The sequence below is a fragment of the Pseudomonas sp. NFACC37-1 genome, from assembly GCF_900101575.1.
GTDB classification, from domain to species: domain Bacteria; phylum Pseudomonadota; class Gammaproteobacteria; order Pseudomonadales; family Pseudomonadaceae; genus Aquipseudomonas; species Aquipseudomonas fluorescens_AA.
In genome coordinates this window covers 77,323-96,523 of the sequence record NZ_FMUZ01000014.1, presented here as the reverse complement: position 1 = coordinate 96,523, position 19,201 = coordinate 77,323, and the positions used below count along the sequence as shown (strand labels likewise).

The following is a 19,201-nucleotide window of genomic DNA, read 5'->3' as shown; positions in this document are numbered from 1 at the left end:
GCACGAACGGGTCAGTCGGACAAGCCATCCTGGCTCGCTTCAAATAACGCCATGGCCTCGACATGCGCCGTTTGAGGAAACATATCGAGAATCCCGGCACGTTTTAACCGGTAGCCCTGCTTGATCAGTTCGACCGTATCCCGGGCCAAAGTTGCCGGGTTGCACGAAACATAAACCAACCGTTTGGCCCCCAGGGACGACAGCTTGCGCACCACCTCGAAAGCACCGTCACGGGGTGGGTCCAAGAGTACCGCAGAAAAGCCTTCGCCGATCCATTCGGCATCCGCCAGAGGCTGGGATAAATCGGCCTGAAAAAAGGCAGTGTTATTCAAATTGTTGCTGACGGCATTGGCCGCCGCACGGTCCACCATGGCTTGCACACCTTCCACGGCCACCACTTGACGCACGCTTTTGGCCAGCGGCAAGGCAAAATTGCCCAGGCCGCAGAACAGGTCCAGCACCCGCTCCTCGGAACGCGGCGCCAGCCATTGCAGGGCCTGAGCGATCATCGCGTCGTTGACCCCGGCGTTCACCTGGATGAAATCCCCGGGCCGGTACGCCAGCTCAAGGTCCCAGGCATCCAGGCGAAAGCCCAGGGCCTGTCCGGGTTCGACCGGTTGCGGCTCACCTTCACCGTGCAACCACAACTGGGCTTCATGAAACGCGCAGAAATCCTTGAGGATGATCAGGTCGACCTCCGACAGCGGCGCCATGTGGCGCAGCAATACCGCAAGGGACGAGCCGGCGAACAATTCCACATGCCCCAGCGCCTGGGGTTTGCCCAGGCGTCGAAGCATCTCCGGCAGGCGACTCATGATCGACTGCAAGGGCTGTACCAGCACCGGACAATCGCCAATGGCGACGATGTCCTGGCTGCCGACGGCACGGAACCCCACTTCGAGTTTTTTCGCCTTCTGATCCCAGCGCACCGCCACGCGGGCGCGACGGCGATAACCAAACTCCGGCCCACTCAACGGCGCGGCCCATTCATCCGGCTCGACCCCGGCCACCCGCGACAGCTGCTCGGCGAGCATGCGCTGTTTCAGGGCGAGCTGTTCGTCATGGGGCAAATGTTGGACGCTGCAACCGCCGCAACGACCGGCATGGATGCACGGCGTTGCGCGACGCAGCTCACTGGACAGGAACACCCGCTCGGTACGTGCTTCGACCACTTTGCCGTGGGCACCGAGCACCCGTGCCTCGACCTCTTCGCCGGCCAGGGCACCGATGACAAACCAGGTACGCCCGTCGACAAAGGCAATGCCCCGGCCATCATTGGCCAGGCGTTCGATGGTCAGGCGCTGCTTTTTACCGGTGGGCACTTGCGGGGCCCGGCTTCCGCCGCTGGGCTGGAAGCGCAAGCCTCTTTCTTGCTTGGCCATCAGTTGGGCGCGTCGAAAATGCCGGTCGACAGGTAACGGTCGCCACGGTCACAGATGATCGCCACGATCACCGCATTTTCCACTTCCTTGGACAGGCGCAGCATTCCCGCCACGGCACCGCCCGAAGACACGCCGCAGAAGATGCCTTCCTCACGCGCCAGGCGACGGGTCACGTCCTCGGCTTCGCTCTGGGCCATGTCGATGATCCGGTCCACGCGGTCGGCCTGATAGATCTTCGGCAGGTACTCTTCGGGCCAGCGACGGATGCCGGGGATGGCCGAGCCTTCCATCGGTTGCAGGCCGATGATCTGCACGTTCGGGTTCTGTTCTTTCAGGTAACGCGAGGTACCCATGATGGTACCGGTGGTGCCCATCGAGCTGACGAAATGGGTGATGGTACCGTCGGTCTGGCGCCAGATCTCAGGGCCGGTGGTGGTGTAGTGGGCCTCGGGATTGTCGCCGTTGGCGAACTGATCCAACACCTTGCCACGCCCCTCGGCCTGCATGCGCTCGGCCAGGTCCCGGGCACCTTCCATGCCCTGTTCCTGGGTCACCAGGATCAACTCGGCGCCATAGGCCGTCATCGCCGCCTTGCGCTCGGCACTGGAGTTGTCGGGCATGATCAGGATCATCTTGTAGCCCTTGATCGCCGCCGCCATCGCCAAGGCGATACCGGTGTTGCCGGAAGTCGCCTCGATCAGCGTATCGCCAGGCTGGATCTGCCCGCGCAACTCGCCACGGGTGATCATCGACAGCGCCGGCCGATCCTTGACCGAACCCGCCGGGTTATTCCCTTCGAGCTTGAGCAAAAGCGTATTAGTGGTCTCGCCGGGCAAGCGCTGCAAGCGGACCAGCGGGGTGTTGCCGACGCAATCGGCGATGGTGGGGTACTGCAAAGTCATGGCGTATTCGCAATCCGGACTGCGGGGGCGCCTATCATACCGGCAAACCTGGCGCGGCCATATCACGCAAAGTGTGGTGGTTATGGCTTATGGGAATAAGCACGGCCCGTGGCGAGGGAGCTAGCTCTCGCTGGGCTGCGCAGCGGCCCCAAAGCTTGAGCGGGCGAAAATATCAGAACAGCGACATGATTTTTACGAAGATCGCCCGCCTGCAAATCGCTACACTGCGCAGGTGGTGCGTGCCGGATGCGCGCACAGCTCAATCAGACCGCTGGATGCAGGAGACAAGTGTGCTCAAGAAACTGGGAATCAAAGGCCGCGTGCTGTTGCTGACCCTGTTGCCGACCAGCCTGATGGCGCTGGTCCTGGGCGGCTATTTCACCTGGATGCAGCAATCGGACCTGCACGCCCAGTTGCTGCAACGTGGCGAGATGATCGCCGAGCAACTGGCCCCGCTGGTCGCCCCGGCCATGAGCCGCCAGGACACCGATCTGCTGGAGCGCATCGCCACCCAGTCCCTGGAGCAAGCGGACGTGCGCGCCGTGACGTTCCTCGCCCCCGACCGCGCGCCGTTGGCCCACGCCGGCCCGACCATGCTCAACCGGGCCCCGGAAGGCAACAGTGCACAACTGCTGCAACGCACCGGCAACGACGCCACGCGCTACTTGCTGCCGGTATTCGGCAAGCACCGCAACCTGGCGGGCGAACTGATTCCCGAAGAAGCCGACCGCCTGCTGGGCTGGGTCGAGCTGGAGTTGTCCCACAGCGGCATGTTGCTGCGCGGCTATCGCAGCCTGTTCGCCAGCCTGCTGCTGATCGCCGCGGGCCTGTGCCTGACCGCGCTGCTGGCCCTGCGCATGGGCCGCACGATCAACCGCCCGCTGAGCCAGATCAAGCAAGCCGTGGCCCAACTCAAGGACGGTCACCTGGAAACCCGCCTGCCACCGCTGGGCAGCCAGGAGCTGGATGAACTGGCCTCGGGCATCAATCGCATGGCCAGTACCTTGCAGAACGCCCAGGAAGAATTGCAGCACAGCATCGACCAGGCCACCGAAGACGTGCGCCAGAACCTGGAAACCATCGAGATTCAGAACATCGAGTTGGACCTGGCCCGCAAGGAAGCCCTGGAAGCGAGCCGGATCAAGTCCGAGTTCCTGGCGAACATGAGCCATGAAATCCACACACCGCTCAACGGCATTCTCGGTTTTACCCACCTGTTGCAAAAAAGCGAGCTGACCCCGCGCCAGCTCGATTACCTGGGCACCATCGAGAAATCCGCCGACAGCCTGCTGGGGATCATCAACGAGATCCTCGACTTTTCGAAGATCGAGGCCGGCAAACTGGTGCTCGACAGCATTCCGTTCAACCTGCGGGACCTGCTGCAAGACACCCTGACCATCCTCGCCCCGGCCGCCCACGCCAAGCAGTTGGAACTGGTGAGCCTGGTCTACCGGGACACACCGCTGTCGCTGGTGGGCGATCCGCTGCGCCTCAAGCAGATCCTCACCAACCTGGTGAGCAACGCCATCAAGTTCACCCGCGAGGGCACTATCGTCGCCCGGGCCATGCTCGAAGACGAGCACGAAGACAGCGTGCAGTTGCGCATCAGCATCCAGGACACCGGTATCGGCCTGTCCAACCAGGACGTGCGGGCACTGTTCCAGGCGTTCAGCCAGGCCGACAACTCGCTGTCCCGGCAACCGGGTGGTACCGGCTTGGGCCTGGTGATCTCCAAGCGCCTGGTGGAGCAGATGGGTGGCGAGATCGGCGTCGACAGCACACCGGGCGAAGGTTCGGAGTTCTGGATCAGCCTGCGCCTGCCCAAGACCCGTGACGATGCCGAAGACCTGCCGGGCCCGCCGTTGCTGGGCCGGCGCGTAGCGGTGCTGGAGAACCACGAACTGGCCCGCCAGGCCTTGCAGCACCAGCTCGAAGACTGCGGCCTGCAAGTGACGCCGTTCAACACCCTGGAGAGCCTGACCAACGGCATCACCGTCGCCCACCAGACCGACCAGGCGATCGATCTGGCCGTGCTGGGCATCACCAGCAACGACATGCCGCCGGAGCGCCTCAACCAGCACATCTGGGACCTCGAGCACTTGGGCTGCAAAGTGCTCGTGCTGTGCCCCACCACCGAACAGACCCTGTACCACCTCTCGGTGCCCAACCCCCACAGTCAGTTGCAGGCCAAGCCGGCCTGCACCCGCAAGTTGCGCCGCTCGCTGTCCGACCTGGTCAACCCGCGCCCACCCCGCAGCGAACCCAGTGAGCCGGTTTCCAGCCGTGCCCCGAAAGTGCTGTGCGTGGACGACAACCCGGCCAACCTGCTGCTGGTGCAGACCCTGCTCGAAGACATGGGCGCCAAGGTGCTGGCGTTGGAAAGCGGCTACGCAGCGGTCAAGGCGGTGCAGAAGGAAACCTTCGACCTGGTATTGATGGACGTGCAGATGCCCGGCATGGACGGTCGCCAGAGCACCGAGGCGATCCGCCAGTGGGAAAGCGAGCGGCACTGCACGCCGCTGCCCATCGTCGCCCTCACCGCCCACGCCATGGCCAACGAAAAACGCGCCCTGCTGCAAAGCGGCATGGACGACTACCTGACCAAGCCCATCAGCGAACGGCAACTGGCCCAGGTGGTGCTCAAATGGACCGGCCTGGCCCTGCGCAACCAGTCGCCGGAGCGCAGCAGCGATGCCCAGGGAGGCAGCGAACTGCTGGTGCTCGATCATGAAGAAGGCTTGCGCCTGGCCGCCGGCAAGGCCGATCTGGCAGCGGACATGCTGGCGATGCTGCTCGCATCCCTGGAAGCCGACCGCGAAGCGATCCGCCAGGCCAGCGAGGCCAACGATCACAACGCCCTGATCGAACGGGTCCACCGCCTGCACGGCGCCACCCGCTACTGTGGCGTGCCGCAGTTGCGGGCGGCCTGCCAGCGCAGCGAAACCCTGCTCAAGCAACAGGACCCGAAAGCCGCTGCGGCCCTGGAAGATCTGGAGCGTGCGATCAATCGCCTGGCCAGCGAGGCGCGTATCAGCGCCTGATCCAGGGCAATACCCTGGAAATCGGAATCGCTGAAAATCCACGCTCCGACCTCGACCTACAGGTTTATTTTTTTGCCAGGAGGCCGCCATGCGCGCGATTCTTTTCAGCAGCCAGACCTACGACCGTGACAGTTTCATCAAAGCCCCGGCGCCCGCCGGTCTCGAGCTGCAGTTCCAGCCCGCCCGCCTGAACCTGGACACCGTGGCCCTGGCCGAACGGCATGAAGTGGTCTGTGCGTTCATCAATGATGACCTGAGCGCCCCGGTATTGGAACGGTTGGCCAACGGCGGCACCCGGCTGATCGCCTTGCGCTCGGCCGGCTACAACCACGTCGACCTGCCCGCCGCCAAGCGCCTGGGCTTGAGCATCGTCCGGGTGCCCGCGTACTCACCCCATGCCGTGGCCGAACATGCCGTGGCGTTGATCATGGCCCTCAATCGCTGCCTGCACCGCGCCTACAACCGCACCCGGGACGGCAATTTCAGCCTCCATGGGTTGACCGGGTTCGACCTGGTGGGCAAGACCGTCGGGGTGATCGGCACCGGGCAGATCGGCGCGACGTTCGCGCGGATCATGGCCGGTTTCGGCTGTCAGTTACTGGCTTACGACCCATACCCCAATCCTCAGGTGCAAGCCTTGGGCGCGCGCTACCTGCCCTTGGACGAACTGCTGGCACAAGCGCAGGTCATCAGCCTGCACTGCCCGCTGAACGAGCAGAGCCGCCACCTGATCAACGCCCGGTCCCTGGCGTCGATGCAACGCGGCGCCATGTTGATCAACACCGGACGCGGTGGCCTGGTGGATACACCAGCCTTGATCGAGGCGCTGAAGAGCGGTCAACTGGGCTATTTGGGGTTGGATGTCTATGAAGAAGAGGCCGAACTGTTCTTCAAGGACCGCTCCGACCAGCCCTTGCAAGACGATGTGCTGGCACGCCTGCTGACCTTCCCCAACGTGGTGATCACTGCCCATCAGGCCTTCCTCACCCATGAAGCCTTGGCGGCGATTGCCATGACCACCCTGGACAACATAGCGGCCTGGGCGGCCGGCACACCGAAAAACCTGGTGGACCGCTAAACCTTCTCGCAAACAGCCCGCTCCCACAGAAGGGAGTTTCGTCGGCCAGATCCCAGGTTGACCGGCATCCGGACCATCCCAAGCCATGCCCCGTGCTAGCATGTCGCGCCTATTTGGAGGACCCATGGCCGAACACGATTTTCGCTACACCCTGATGAACCCGCAGCACACCCTGACCGAAGTCCGCGCCCTGGCGCCGGGCCGCTACCAGGTCACCGGCAATGGCGGTTCGATCCAGGCCAACGATGTACTGCTCGTCACGCTCAAGGGCAGCAAGGATTTGTCCATGCGCCTGACCGTGGACACCGTGCGGCACCTGCTCAAACCCATGGGCCAGTGGACGGCCATGACCACCGGCCCGGTGTTCGGCGAACTGGCGATCCATACCTGGCAGGTCAACTGTGACGCTTGCGCCAAGGCACTGAGCTTCGAATTCGCCGTCGATGCCAAACTCGGCGTCAAGGCCGAGAAACCGGCCGCCAGCGCACGGATCGCCGAACTGGGCTGGACCACCGTGGGTGAAAAACACCTGTGCCCGACATGCCAGGAAGCCGCCTGATGAAACGTTTGGCCCTGTCCGCGTCGATCGGCATGGGCCTGATGGGGTGTGCCGCGGAACCTGTGCAGTTGCAACACAACCGCAGCTATATCCTGGAATGGATCGGCGAACGGCCATTGATGGACTACAGCCACCTGACCATCACCCTTGGGGATGATGGCCGGGCCTACGGCAACGGCGGTTGCAACCACTGGTTCGCGCCCTACACCCTGGAAGGCCATCGCTTGAGCTTCGGCAAGATCGGCAGCACCCGCAAGCTCTGCGCCCCGGCGCTGATGGAGCAGGAGACGCGCTTCTTGCAGGCCCTGGAAAAGGTCGAACGCTGGGACATCTCGCCCATCGAGCAGATGCGCTTCTGGCCGGCCCAGGGCAAGCCGCTGCGGTGGTGGCTGGAAGAGGGCTGAGGCCTCCAGGAGAAGATCCTGAATCCGGCATGAATCCCCTGTGGCGAGGGGATTTATCCCCGCTGGGCTGCGAAGCGGCCCCAGATCTATTTGCCGCTGCAGTTTGTCAGACGGGACGCAGGGGGCTGCTGCGCAGCCCAACGGGGATAAATCCCCTCGCCACAAGGGATCCCACCTGTCAAAACAGGGGGTTATTTGAACGCCTGCAACGCCTCAAGCTTGGCCATTACCCCCGCCGCCGTCTGCTCCCCCAGCATCTGTTCGCGCACCTTGCCCCGGTTATCGATGATGTAAGTCACCGGCAAGCCTTCACTGCGAGGCAGGTCGAAGATCTCGGCCGGATCCCGGGCCAGCACCGTGAAGCGAATCCCCATCTTGTCGCTGGCACTCTTGAGCTCTTGGCCCTGCACCTGGTCGAAGTTGACCCCGAACACACCGACGTTGCGCCCCTTGAGCTGTTCGGCCAAGGCATTGAATTCCGGAATTTCGGTGCGGCACGGCGCACACCATTCCGCCCAGTAGTTGAGCACCAGCCATTGTTTGTCCAGCCGCTGCGAGTCGATGGCCTGGCCGTTCTGGTCCACTCCGTAGTCGTTTCCGCAACCGGCGAGCAACAGGATGCCCATGAATGTCAGTGCTGCCATCAATCGCCTTGTCATGTACCAATCCTTGTCTGAAATGTGAACGCTGCTGCGACCCGTCGCCTCTCTAAGGTGCTAGGGACTTCGCGGCACAGTAGAATAGCCGCCACCTTACGCAAGATGCGACCCGCTCATGACCGATCTGACGCTTTATCACAACCCGCGCTGCTCGAAATCCCGCGGTGCGCTGGAACTGCTGGAGGCCCGCGGCCTGACGCCCACCGTGGTCCGCTACCTGGAAACACCGCTCGACGCCGCGCAACTGGAACGCCTGCTGGGCAAGCTCGGCATCACCGCCCGGCAATTGCTGCGCACCGGCGAGGATGAATACAAAGACCTGAACCTGGCCGACGAAAGCCTGAGCCAGGCCCAGTTGATCGCGGCCATCGCCGCCCACCCGAAACTCATGGAACGGCCGATTCTGGAAGCCGGTGAAAAGGCCGTGGTCGGCCGGCCGCCGGAGAAGATTCTGGAGATCCTGCCGTGACCACGCCGTACATCCTGGTGCTGTATTACAGCCGCAGCGGCTCCACCAACGAAATGGCCCGGCAGATCGCCCGGGGTGTCGAACAGGCCGGGCTGGAAGCCAGGCTGCGTACAGTGCCGGCGATTTCCGCCGAGTGCGAAGCGGTTTCCCCGGACATCCCCGAGCAAGGCCCGCTCTACGCCAGCCTCGATGACCTGAAACACTGCGCCGGCCTGGCCTTGGGCAGCCCGACGCGGTTCGGCAACATGGCTGCGCCGCTCAAGTACTTTCTCGACGGCACCAGCAACCTGTGGCTGACCGGCGCCCTGGTGGGCAAACCGGCCGGGGTGTTTACCTCCACCGCGAGCCTGCACGGCGGCCAGGAAACCACCCTGCTGTCGATGATGCTGCCGCTGTTGCACCACGGCATGCTGATCACCGGCCTGCCCTACAGCGAATCGGCCCTGATCGACACTCAGGGCGGCGGTACGCCCTACGGTCCGAGCCATCATGCCGGGGCCGACGGTAAAAGCGGCTTGAACGAACATGAAGTCGCCCTGTGCCGCGCCTTGGGTTCGCGCCTTGCAAAAACCGCCCTGCTGCTGGAGAACGGCCGTGGCTAAGAAGCCGAAGATCCTGCCTTCCATCCAATGGCTCGAACCGCGCGTACGCCTGGCCCGCGTCCTCAGCCTGCTGTGCTTTTTCGGCCTGGTGGGGTTGCTCAGCGCCTACTACCTGCTGATCGCCGACCTGCACGGCGCGCGACCCTGGGTGATTCTGCTGATCGAACTGGTGCCGCTGTTGATACTCGCGCCCGGCATGCTCAGCGGCAGCGCCCGTGGACACTCATGGATGTGCTTCGTGGTGAACCTGTATTTCATCAAAGGTGCACTGGCGGCCTATGACCCGAACCGGCAATGGTTCGGCGTGCTGGAAATGGCGGCAAGCGTGGCGGTGTTCTGCTCGGCCCTGCTGTATGTGCGCTGGCGGTTCCAGTTGAACCGGCGGTTGGCGGGGGAAGGCGAGATTTCCGTCGCCTGATACATCGCTATCGCGAGCAAGCTCGCTCCCACAGGGTGCCATCGAGCCCTGTGGGAGCGAGCTTGCTCGCGATGGCCGCAACGCGGTCTCAATGATTCACGGTATACGCCAGCATCATCGATATCTGGCTCATGGGCCTTCCCCCGCTCTCTTCATGCCACTGATTGAAGGCATTCTGCACCGTCGCCAGGTCTCGCAGGCTGGTGGGGACTTTGTCGATGATGTCCTGGGCGTTGAGCGCGGCCACTACGTCATAACTGGGCACGAAGGTGTCCTTGCCCATCATCCGCAAGAAGCGCGGCGCCGACAGGCCGCCCAGTTGATGGCCGTGCTTTTTCAGGTAGGTCCACAGGCCGACGATGTCAGTCACCGGCCAGTCGGCCACCAGTGCGCCAAAGCTGCCCTTTTCATGGGCCACGTCCAATATCAGTTGCGCGTTGCGCGGCACACTCTTGAGCTTGCCCAGGTGGCGGATGATCCGCGCGTCCTGCATCAACCGCTCCAGGTGCTCGGCGCTCATCAGCACGACTTTCTCCGGATCGAACTTGAAGAACACCTCTTCGAACGCCGGCCACTTGGCATCCACCAGGCTGTGCTTGAGCCCGGCGCGGAACACCCGCAGCGCCATGGTCGAGAGGTAGCGGTCGTCGCCGATCTTGCGCAGTTGCGCCGGGGTCTTGGGAACCGGCAGGTGGGCTTCCAGTTCAGCCGCCGAACCGAAGCGGTTCAGACAATACTCGTGCAGCCACTTGTAATCGCGCATGCCCTCTCCTGGGGTTGTAAATGAAAACGGCGCCAGTGGCCCTTATAGCCACTGGCGCCGTGAATAGAGCGGTTGGCGCCGTCAGAGGTTCACCACATTGACGAACCGCGGTGTGGCGTTTTCGTCGATGCGCAGGTTGGTGAAATCGAACAGGTTGCGGTCCGCCAGTTGCGACGGAATGACATTCTGCAGGCCACGGAAAATGCTCTCGGTACGGCCCGGGGTCTTGCGTTCCCATTCCTGGAGCATCTCCTTGACCACCTGGCGTTGCAGGTTTTCCTGGGAGCCGCACAGGTTGCAGGGGATGATCGGGAACTGCTTGAAATCCGAATAGGCCTGGATGTCTTTCTCGCTGCAATAGGCCAGCGGGCGGATCACCACGTTGCGCCCGTCATCGGCCCGCAGCTTGGGCGGCATGGCCTTGAGTGAACCGTTGTAGAACATGTTCAGGAAGAAGGTCTCGACGATGTCGTCGCGGTGGTGCCCCAGGGCCATCTTGGTCGCACCGATCTCGTCGGCGAAGGTGTAGAGCGTGCCGCGCCGCAGGCGCGAGCACAGCGAACAGGTGGTCTTGCCTTCGGGAATCAGTTCCTTGACCACCGAATAGGTGTCTTTTTCGACGATGTGATATTCCACGCCCAGCGACTCAAGATAGGCCGGCAGCACATGCTCGGGGAACCCGGGCTGCTTCTGGTCCATGTTCACCGCGACGATGTCGAACTTGATCGGCGCAACCTTCTGCAAATGCATCAGCACATCGAGCAAGGTATAGCTGTCCTTGCCGCCGGACAGGCAGACCATGACCTTGTCGCCGTCCTCGATCATGTTGAAATCGGCGACCGCCTCACCGGCCTGGCGGCGCAGGCGCTTTTGCAGTTTGTTCTGGTTGACCGTAAGAGTGCCCATGACGCGAAATCCGTGAGGTGTGACGAAAGGCCGGCATTTTACGCAAAAAACCCATTTTCGGCGAAGGCTCATGACGAACGCTATTGTGGCGAGGGGATTTATCCCCGCTGGGCTGCGCAGCAGCCCCCTCATCAGGGCTGACCTACTGGGGAGTCAATGGATTGGGGGGCGCTTCGCGCCACAACGGGGATAAATCCCCTCGCCACAGACTCATCGGCGATTAATACACCCTCCTACAGCGCGATTTGCTCTAAGCCCTCCATCCCCCTCGGGGTAACTCCTTTCTATACTGCGACATAAGGTCGCACACATATCCAGACCTTTACTTACTTGGCCGTTTGGCCCGTAGGCGCTCCGTTGGGGGGCGATGGCAATAACAAAGGAGTGACTGACTATGATCCATCATGTCGTGGGGCTCTTTACCCACCCTGATCAAGAATGGAAAGAAATCCGTGGCGATCAGGAGGAAAGCATCAGCCACATGTACCTCACCCACACGCTGATCCTGGCGGCTATTCCCGCGGTTTCGGCATTTATCGGCACCACGCAAGTGGGATGGGTCATCGGCAATCGTCCACCGGTCATGCTCACGCAGGAAAGCGCGCTGTGGATGACCATCATGTCGTACCTGGCCATGTTGGGCGGCGTGGCGGTAATGGGTGCCTTCATCCATTGGATGGCCCGCACCTACGATGCCAATCCGAGCCTGGCCCGTTGCGTCGCGTTCGCCACCTACACCGCGACACCTCTGTTCATCGGCGGCCTGGCGGCGCTCTACCCGCACATGTGGCTGGGGATGATCGTCGGCACGGCGGCAATCTGCTACACCGTCTACCTGCTGTACGTCGGCCTGCCGACGTTCATGAACATACCCCAGGACGAAGGTTTTCTGTTTTCCAGTTCGGTGCTCGCGGTCGGCCTGGTGGTGCTGGTGGCCATCATGGCGTTCACGGTGATCGTCTGGGGGCTGGGCGTCGGCCCGGTCTATACCAATTGACGTAGTGCCCTCCAATAAAAAAGCAGGATCTGCCGACACAGGCCGCCGCAAGGCGGCCTTCCTGTGTTTGAAACGACCACTGGGCGCCTGGGCGATTCGCAACGGCCGACGCTTGCGGCATACTCGGGCTTCTGGAGACCCGTAAAGCATGCTCGAGCAACTCAATACCCGCGTCGAAGAGTGTTACCAACAAGCCGAATCCTTTTTCAAACGTCCTTTCAAACGCCCGGTGGTCAGCTTCAAATTGCGTGGCCAGAAGGCCGGTGTCGCGCACCTGCATGAAAACCTGCTGCGCTTCAATCCACAGTTGTACCGGGAAAACGCCGAAGACTTCCTCAAGCAGACCGTCGCCCACGAAGTCGCGCACCTGATCGCCCACCAACTGTTTGGCGAACGCATCCAGCCCCATGGCGAAGAGTGGCAACTGATCATGCGCGGCGTGTACGAACTGCCGCCCAACCGTTGCCACACCTACGAAATCAAACGCCGCAGTGTGACCCGCTACATCTACAAGTGCCCTTGCGATGGCAGCGACTTCCCGTTCTCGGCCCAGCGCCACAGCCTGGTGCGCCAGGGGCGGCGATATTTGTGCCGCAGCTGTCGCAATACCTTGGTGTTCAGTGGGGAAACGCGGGTGGAGTAATGCTCTTGTGGTGTCTGGGCTGACCTCATCGCGAGCAAGCTCGCTCCCACAGGATCCGTGAACGCCAAAGATCCAGTGTGGAAGCGAGCTTGCTCGCGATGGCGGCCTTGTCGCCCTACAAAATCACCCCGCTCCTGCGCAATTCGGCAATCCGCTGCGCACTGAACCCCAACGCCTCCAACACCTGATCCGTATGCGCCCCCAGGCCCACGCCAATATGGCGAGGTTCGGGCAGCCCCTCTGAGAACCGCAACGGACAGGCCATCTGCGCCTGGCTCGAACCATCCCCTCGGGGCACCTGTTTCACCAGCTCCCGAGCCTGTAACTGCGGATGCCGGACAGCTTCCTCCAGGCTCAGCACTGGCTCGACGCAGGCATCGATCCCGGCAAACAGTTGGCAAAGCTCGGCAAAATCATGCTTTTCAAACTCGGTTTGCAGCGCCTGCTTCAGGACGTGTTGTTGTTCAGGCTTGGGCGACAGTCCCTGGGTTGCCAGTTCCGGGCGCCCCAAAGCCTCGCACAGCGCCTGCATGAAGGCCGGTTCCAGGCTGCCTACCGACATCCAGCGACCATCGCGGGTACGGTAATAGTCGTAGAAGCTGCCGCCGTTGAGCATCTGGTTCTCCCAACCCGGCTCAACACCGCAAGCCAGGTAACCGGCACCGGCCATGGCGTTGAGGCTGAATGCGCAGTCAGTCATGCTCACGTCCAGGTGCTGGCCCTGACCGGTCTGCTGGCGGGCGATGACCGCCGCCAACAGTCCGATCACCCCGTGCAATGAACCACCGGCGATATCCGCCGCCTGAAGGCCCAGCGGCAACGGCCCGCTGTCGGCACGGCCGGTGTGGCTGGCCAGCCCTGCCAGGGCCAGGTAATTGATGTCGTGACCGGCGCGGTCCTTATAAGGGCCGGTCTGGCCGTAGCCGGTGATCGACACGTAGATCAGCCGCGGATTGATGGCTTTCAAGGCTTCGTATCCCAGGCCCAGCCGCTCCATCACGCCGGGGCGGAACTGTTCCAGCAGGATGTCGTAGTCCCCCAGCAACTGCGTGACCACCTCCAACGCTTCCGGCTGCTTGAGGTCCAGGGCCAGGCTGCACTTGTTGCGGTTGAGGTAGGCGTGGCTGGCCGATATGCCCTGGTCATGGGGCGGCAGTACCCGCAGCAAGTCCTGACGGGTCGGCGACTCGATGCGCAACACCTCGGCCCCCATGTCCGCCAGCAACAGCGAGGCGAACGGGCCAGGCAGCAGTGTCGAGAAGTCCAGAACCTTGAGCGATGCCAGTGGGCCTTGCATGGGTGGTCTCCAGTGACTGATGACTGGAAGACTAGGCAGGGGTTGGCGATGGGGCAATTACTGGATTTGTCACTTTGAATGACGATTGTGCTCACGGCCGACAGGGATCCCTTGCCACAAAAACAAATTCCTACCTGAATAATTCAGCTCAATAAAAAACCCGCCGAGGCGGGTTTTTTATTGCAACCTGAAGATTACTTCACAGTGCCTGGAGCAGAGGTCTCAGCCGCTGCAATCTGCGCCGCCGCGATCTGCTCGTCATCTTCGCGAACGTCGGAGATACCGCGACCACCGGAAGCCAGCTCGGTCTGCAGTTGGTCTTCGTCCAGCTCCTTGACCCACTTGGCAACCACGATGGTGGCGACGGCGTTGCCCACCAGGTTGGTCAGGGCGCGGGCTTCGGACATGAAGCGGTCGATGCCCAGGATCAGCGCCAGGCCGGCCACCGGCAGATGACCTACGGCCGACAGGGTCGCCGCCAGTACGATGAAGCCGCTGCCGGTCACGCCAGCCGCACCTTTGGACGACAGCAACAGCACCAGCAGCAGGGTGATCTGGTGAGTCAGGTCCATCGGGGTATCGGTGGCCTGGGCGATGAACACCGCCGCCATGGTCAGGTAGATCGAAGTACCGTCGAGGTTGAACGAGTAGCCCGTCGGGATCACCAGGCCTACGACAGATTTCTTGGCACCCAGGCGCTCCATCTTGATCAGCATGCGTGGCAGGGCCGATTCCGAGGAGGAAGTACCCAGCACGATCAACAGTTCTTCACGGATGTAGCGGATCAGCTTGATGACGCTGAAGCCGTGGGCGCGGCAGATGGCGCCCAGCACCACCAGCACGAACACCACGCAGGTGATGTAGAAGCAGATCATCAACTGGCCCAGTTGCACCAGCGAACCGACACCGTAGGCACCGATGGTGAAGGCCATGGCACCGAACGCGCCCAGTGGAGCCAGCTTCATGATCATGTTGATGATGATGAACATGACGTGGGCGAAGCGATCGATGAAGTCCAGCACCGGCTTGCCGTAGGCACCCAGGCGATGCAGGGCGAAGCCGAAGAGCACCGAGAACATCAGCACTTGCAGGATGTCGCCGTTGGCGAAGGCGCCGACGATGGTGTTCGGGATCACGTTGAGGATGAAGGCAATGATGCTCTGGTCTTTACCAGCCGAGATGAAACCGGCGATCTTGCTGGTGTCCAGGGTCGATACGTCGATGTGCATGCCGGCGCCCGGTTGCACGACATTGACCACGACCAGGCCGATCAGCAAGGCGATGGTGGAGACGATTTCGAAGTACAGCAGCGCGTAGCCGCCGGTCTTGCCCACCGATTTCATGTTCTGCATGCCGCCGATACCACTGACGACGGTACAGAAGATGATGGGGGCGATGACCATTTTGATCAGTTTGATGAACCCGTCGCCGAATGGCTTGAGGGCAACACCGGTCTGCGGGTAGAAGTGGCCGAGCAAAATACCGATGGCAATGGCTACGATCACCTGGAAATACAGGGATTTGTACAGTGGCTGACGAGTCGTCATGGCAAACCTTCCTCAAGAGTCCCGCATGACGACTTCCACCTGTCGTCCACGGCACCTCAATTGCGAACCCTCCTGCACTGGAGGGATTTGTTTTTTTCGGCTGCACGGGGCAGACCTACCCAACGCATCGCAAAGCGCGTGCCATTTTTGCGAAATGCCCTACACCCGGTATAGCAGACGGGCTTGCGGTTTCCACACGCGACTAAACGCAGTGTGCAAGTGGCGGATTTCCGCCTACAGACCATCCCGCGCTCCGGGATTTGGCGGATATCCGCCTTGTCCAGCCTCAAGCCCCTGCTACCATTCGCCCGCTTAACGAACGGATTTCTGCCATGCGCCAACGCACGATCGCCAGCCACTTCGCCCGCGCTGCCCTGGGCGGCGCACGTCGGCAAGGTTTCGACTATTTTCCCTTGCTGCAACAATTGAGCATCAGCCCTGAACTGCTGGATGAACCGCGCGCGCGCATCGCGCCGGAGCAGTTCGCCCGCCTGTTGCAAGCGTTGTGGCTGGCAATGGAGGACGAATACCTGGGATTCGGCCGGGCGCCGAGCAAGCCCGGGACGTTCGCCATGATGTGTCATGCGTTGATCCACTGTCGGACCCTGGGCAAGGCCCTTCAGCGCGGCTTGCTGTTCTACAGTCTGTTCCCCGACGCCCCGCGACTGACGCTGGAAACCGAAGGCGAGCGGGTGCGGCTGGTGCTGGACGACTCGACGTTGTGGGACCCCGATCACTTCCTGACTGAAAGCCTGCTGGTGGTCTGGCATCGCCTCGCCAGTTGGCTGATCGGCCAGCGGATAGGCCTGGAACAGGTGACTTTCGGCTATGCCAAGCCCGCCCACGGGGCCGAATACGACTTGTTGTTCCCCTACCCGCTGGTGTTCGACGCGCCCGGCAGCAGCCTGTTGTTCCACAGTCGCTACCTGGACATGCCACTGTTGCAGGACGAACGCACCCTCAAGCATTTCCTCGAACACTCCCCTGCCGACCTGCTGTCGCGCCCGGACGATGGCCACAGCCTGAGCAGCCAACTGCGCCGCCTGCTCAGTCGCGACACGGCACACTGGCCCGACCTGGACACCGTCGCCGCCCACTTGCACATCAGCCCGCAGACCTTGCGCCGGCATCTGCGGGAGGAAGGCACCAGCTTCCAGGAGCTCAAGGATCAGTTGCGGCGGGATATCGCCATCTATCACTTGGGGCGTGCGGATTTGTCGTTGCAGCAGATTGCCGAGCAGTTGGGTTTCTCCGAACCGTCGGCGTTTCACCGGGCGTTCAAGAAGTGGACGGGGCTGACGCCGGGGGCCTACAGGGAGTTGGAGAACTGATTTCCTGATTGGTTTTTTGTGGTGTGCTGACGGGCCTCATCGCGAGCTTGCTCGCGATGAGGCCCGCAAACACACCGAAAACATCCCAGTCAAACCACCGGAAAATGAATCCGGAACGCCGCCCCGCCCAGCTCCGAATCCCCCAGGGTCAAGCGGGCGCCGTAGCTTTCGATGATGTCCTTGACCACCGCCAGGCCAATGCCCTGCCCCGGATGCTGACGGTCCAGCCGTTCGCCCCGTTGGAGGATCCGCGCACGTTGATCCGGCGGCACACCCGGCCCATCGTCCTCGACGCTCAACTCCGTACCGCCAAGGGTCTGGTGCACGCTGACGCGCACCTCGCCCAGGCACAGTCGATAGGCGTTCTCCAGGAGGTTGCCGAGCATCTCCAGCAAGGCGCCCTGCTCGATCGGCACCTGGCAGTGCTCCGGCAGATCGAAACGCACATTGACCCGCTTGTCGCGATAGACCTTGTCCAAGGTGTCGCACAGGCTTTGCAGCACCGGGTGCAAGCGCACCTGATGGCGCACCAACCCGCTTTTGCGCAGGCTGGCGCGCTGCAACTGGTAGCCGATTTGCTGGCTCATACGCTCGATCTGGGTTTGCAGCACCCAGGCCTGGCCACGGTCTTCGGGACGCCGGGCCATGTCTTCGCTGACGCCCTGCAACACCGCCAGCGGGGTCTTCAGGCTGTGGGCGAGGTCATCGAGGGAATCACGGTAACGGCTGCGCTGCTCCCGCTCGCTGTGGAGCAAGCGATTGAGGGAACCGGTCAGGCGCAACAGTTCCCGGGGATGCTCGGTACTGAGGCTTTCCCGGGCACCGCTTTCGATTTCGTCCAGCTCCTGGCTCAGGCGCCGCAGCGCCCGCAGGCCCCAGGTCAGGCCGATCCACAACAGCGCCAGCAACACCGCCAGGGCCGCGCCAAAGCCCAGGTAGAGATTGTCCCGCAGCCCCTGCAAGGTCACTTCGTAGTCGCGCACCGGTTGCAGGGTAACGATACTGAACGCCGCGTTCTGGCCGCCAAGCAGCTTGATCTCGACGTCATAGACGAAAAATTCCTGGCCGTCGTTCTCGCGAATGCGGGCGAACTGGTTGCCCTGGCCGTCATAGCGCGGCGTGTAATTGATGTTTTCTTCCTGGGTGGCCTTCGACCGCCAGACCAACCGCCCCTCACGATCATAGATGTAGCCCAGCAGGCGGGCATCGGCGAGGTTGAAGCGCTCATCGGGCAACTGCGCCGGCATCTTCAAGCGGTTGTTTTCCACCCGTGCGGCGGAAATCAGCGTGGTCACGTCCGAGGCCAGGCGTTGCTCGATGGACTCCTGCAACGCCAGGCTGAACGCGCCTTGCATGGCCGGCAACAAGGCCAGCATGAACAGCACCGCCAGGGTCATCGCGGCCAGCATCAGCCGCAGCCGAAGCGAACGAATCACTGGCAGCGCTCGTTGAACAGATAACCCAGGCCGCGCACGGTGTCGATGGGCTTGAAGCCGGCGGGGGCTTCCAGTTTGCGGCGCAGGCGTCCGACCAGCACTTCGATGACATTGGGATCGCGCTCGTCATCATCGGGGTAGAGCTGCTCCATCAAGCGGTCCTTGGCCACCACCTGCTGGTGATGGCGCATGAGGTATTCGAGGATACGGTATTCGTAGGCCGTCAACGCCAGCGGCTCCTCGTCGAGGGACGCCTGCTTGCGGTTGAGGTCCAGCAACAACGGCCCGGCGACGATGGTCGACTGGGTGAAGCCGCTGGAGCGACGCAACAAGGCGTTCAACCGGGCCTCCAGTTCTTCGAACTGAAACGGCTTGACCACGTAGTCGTCCGCGCCGGCGGCCAGGCCTTCGACCTTGTCCTGCCAGTTGCCGCGGGCGGTCAGGATCAGGATCGGAAACGTCTTGTCCTGTGAGCGCAGCCGGCGGATCAGCTCCAGCCCGCTGATACCCGGCAGGCCGAGGTCGATCACCGCCAGGTCGTGGTTGAATTCCCGGACCTGGTACAAGGCCTCTTCGGCATTGGCCACGGCCTGCACCACATGACCGCTGTCAGTGAGACGGGTTTGCAGGTGATGACGCAACAGCGCTTCGTCTTCGACGACCAGTAATTTCATGGAGCCTCTCCCCAGGCAAATCAAACAATCGCGCGCGGCGCACCTCAACGAAAGGCGCCGGATCGTCTTCGACCGATCCGGCTGGATACACCC

19 protein-coding genes are annotated in these 19,201 nt (G+C 62.4%); 10 read left to right on the top strand and 9 right to left on the bottom strand.

Annotation, left to right across the window (positions count from 1 at the left end):
* Positions 1 to 11: 11 nt before the first annotated feature.
* Complete coding sequence (gene rlmD / locus BLP82_RS16390; protein WP_092169998.1) at positions 12 to 1,382, bottom strand: 23S rRNA (uracil(1939)-C(5))-methyltransferase RlmD; 1,371 nt, start codon at positions 1,380 to 1,382, stop codon at positions 12 to 14.
* Positions 1,382 to 2,284: a cysteine synthase CysM gene (cysM, locus tag BLP82_RS16385; RefSeq protein WP_060741061.1), complete on the bottom strand. Its 903-nt coding sequence runs from the start codon at positions 2,282 to 2,284 to the stop codon at positions 1,382 to 1,384. The genes rlmD and cysM overlap by 1 nt, the downstream gene beginning before the upstream one ends.
* Before the next feature lie 290 nt (positions 2,285 to 2,574).
* Between cysM and BLP82_RS16380 the strand changes: the two genes are divergently transcribed.
* The 4 genes from BLP82_RS16380 (at position 2,575) to BLP82_RS16365 (ending at position 7,366) form a co-directional block, all read left to right on the top strand.
* Positions 2,575 to 5,325, top strand: coding sequence for a response regulator (locus tag BLP82_RS16380; RefSeq protein ID WP_092169993.1), 2,751 nt, complete (start codon positions 2,575 to 2,577; stop codon positions 5,323 to 5,325).
* An 88-nt stretch (positions 5,326 to 5,413) separates the two neighbouring features.
* Positions 5,414 to 6,403: a 2-hydroxyacid dehydrogenase gene (locus tag BLP82_RS16375; RefSeq protein ID WP_092169988.1), complete on the top strand. Its 990-nt coding sequence runs from the start codon at positions 5,414 to 5,416 to the stop codon at positions 6,401 to 6,403.
* A 124-nt stretch (positions 6,404 to 6,527) separates the two neighbouring features.
* A complete protein-coding gene (locus BLP82_RS16370) occupies positions 6,528 to 6,962 on the top strand; it encodes a hypothetical protein (protein WP_092169984.1) in 435 nt (144 codons plus the stop codon).
* A complete protein-coding gene (locus BLP82_RS16365) occupies positions 6,962 to 7,366 on the top strand; it encodes an META domain-containing protein (RefSeq protein WP_092169980.1) in 405 nt (134 codons plus the stop codon). Before BLP82_RS16370 ends, BLP82_RS16365 begins: the two co-directional genes overlap by 1 nt.
* Before the next feature lie 191 nt (positions 7,367 to 7,557).
* Here the strand turns inward: BLP82_RS16365 and BLP82_RS16360 are convergent, their stop codons facing one another.
* The gene (locus BLP82_RS16360) at positions 7,558 to 8,025 is read right to left on the bottom strand and encodes a TlpA disulfide reductase family protein (RefSeq protein ID WP_092169976.1); all 468 of its coding nucleotides are present in this window, start codon (positions 8,023 to 8,025) and stop codon (positions 7,558 to 7,560) included.
* Between the two features lie 115 nt (positions 8,026 to 8,140).
* Here BLP82_RS16360 and arsC point away from each other — a divergent pair, with 115 nt between their 5' ends.
* Genes arsC through BLP82_RS16345 form a run of 3 tightly spaced genes read left to right on the top strand, consistent with a single transcriptional unit; the run spans position 8,141 to position 9,514 of the window.
* Positions 8,141 to 8,494 carry an arsenate reductase (glutaredoxin) gene (gene arsC / locus BLP82_RS16355; RefSeq protein ID WP_092169972.1) on the top strand — a complete coding sequence of 118 codons (354 nt, stop codon included), beginning with the start codon at positions 8,141 to 8,143 and terminating at the stop codon, positions 8,492 to 8,494.
* Positions 8,491 to 9,096: an NAD(P)H:quinone oxidoreductase gene (wrbA, locus tag BLP82_RS16350; RefSeq protein WP_060741054.1), complete on the top strand. Its 606-nt coding sequence runs from the start codon at positions 8,491 to 8,493 to the stop codon at positions 9,094 to 9,096. Before arsC ends, wrbA begins: the two co-directional genes overlap by 4 nt.
* Complete coding sequence (locus tag BLP82_RS16345; protein ID WP_092169969.1) at positions 9,089 to 9,514, top strand: DUF2069 domain-containing protein; 426 nt, start codon at positions 9,089 to 9,091, stop codon at positions 9,512 to 9,514. The genes wrbA and BLP82_RS16345 overlap by 8 nt, the downstream gene beginning before the upstream one ends.
* Before the next feature lie 88 nt (positions 9,515 to 9,602).
* On the opposite strand, the gene BLP82_RS16340 is transcribed toward BLP82_RS16345, so the two are convergent.
* The gene (locus BLP82_RS16340; RefSeq protein WP_092169966.1) at positions 9,603 to 10,277 is read right to left on the bottom strand and encodes a DNA-3-methyladenine glycosylase I; all 675 of its coding nucleotides are present in this window, start codon (positions 10,275 to 10,277) and stop codon (positions 9,603 to 9,605) included.
* Between the two features lie 81 nt (positions 10,278 to 10,358).
* Complete coding sequence (gene ttcA / locus BLP82_RS16335; RefSeq protein WP_003204698.1) at positions 10,359 to 11,183, bottom strand: tRNA 2-thiocytidine(32) synthetase TtcA; 825 nt, start codon at positions 11,181 to 11,183, stop codon at positions 10,359 to 10,361.
* A gap of 394 nt (positions 11,184 to 11,577) precedes the next feature.
* Between ttcA and BLP82_RS16330 the strand changes: the two genes are divergently transcribed.
* Positions 11,578 to 12,180 carry a Yip1 family protein gene (locus tag BLP82_RS16330; protein ID WP_039591896.1) on the top strand — a complete coding sequence of 201 codons (603 nt, stop codon included), beginning with the start codon at positions 11,578 to 11,580 and terminating at the stop codon, positions 12,178 to 12,180.
* Positions 12,181 to 12,328: 148 nt separating this feature from the next.
* The gene (locus tag BLP82_RS16325; protein ID WP_003204703.1) at positions 12,329 to 12,823 is read left to right on the top strand and encodes a SprT family zinc-dependent metalloprotease; all 495 of its coding nucleotides are present in this window, start codon (positions 12,329 to 12,331) and stop codon (positions 12,821 to 12,823) included.
* Positions 12,824 to 12,938: 115 nt separating this feature from the next.
* Here BLP82_RS16325 and BLP82_RS16320 read toward each other — a convergent pair whose 3' ends face one another.
* Together BLP82_RS16320 and BLP82_RS16315 are read right to left on the bottom strand one after the other, a co-directional pair.
* Complete coding sequence (locus BLP82_RS16320) at positions 12,939 to 14,120, bottom strand: CaiB/BaiF CoA transferase family protein (protein WP_092169962.1); 1,182 nt, start codon at positions 14,118 to 14,120, stop codon at positions 12,939 to 12,941.
* Between the two features lie 194 nt (positions 14,121 to 14,314).
* The gene (locus tag BLP82_RS16315; RefSeq protein WP_060741049.1) at positions 14,315 to 15,667 is read right to left on the bottom strand and encodes a dicarboxylate/amino acid:cation symporter; all 1,353 of its coding nucleotides are present in this window, start codon (positions 15,665 to 15,667) and stop codon (positions 14,315 to 14,317) included.
* A 332-nt stretch (positions 15,668 to 15,999) separates the two neighbouring features.
* Here BLP82_RS16315 and BLP82_RS16310 point away from each other — a divergent pair, with 332 nt between their 5' ends.
* Positions 16,000 to 16,998, top strand: a complete 999-nt coding sequence (locus BLP82_RS16310) for an AraC family transcriptional regulator (RefSeq protein ID WP_092169958.1) — start codon at positions 16,000 to 16,002, stop codon at positions 16,996 to 16,998.
* Between the two features lie 89 nt (positions 16,999 to 17,087).
* On the opposite strand, the gene BLP82_RS16305 is transcribed toward BLP82_RS16310, so the two are convergent.
* Together BLP82_RS16305 and BLP82_RS16300 are read right to left on the bottom strand one after the other, a co-directional pair.
* Complete coding sequence (locus BLP82_RS16305) at positions 17,088 to 18,434, bottom strand: ATP-binding protein (RefSeq protein WP_092169953.1); 1,347 nt, start codon at positions 18,432 to 18,434, stop codon at positions 17,088 to 17,090.
* A complete protein-coding gene (locus tag BLP82_RS16300; RefSeq protein ID WP_014339772.1) occupies positions 18,431 to 19,108 on the bottom strand; it encodes a response regulator in 678 nt (225 codons plus the stop codon). The genes BLP82_RS16305 and BLP82_RS16300 overlap by 4 nt, the downstream gene beginning before the upstream one ends.
* Positions 19,109 to 19,201 lie beyond the last annotated feature (93 nt).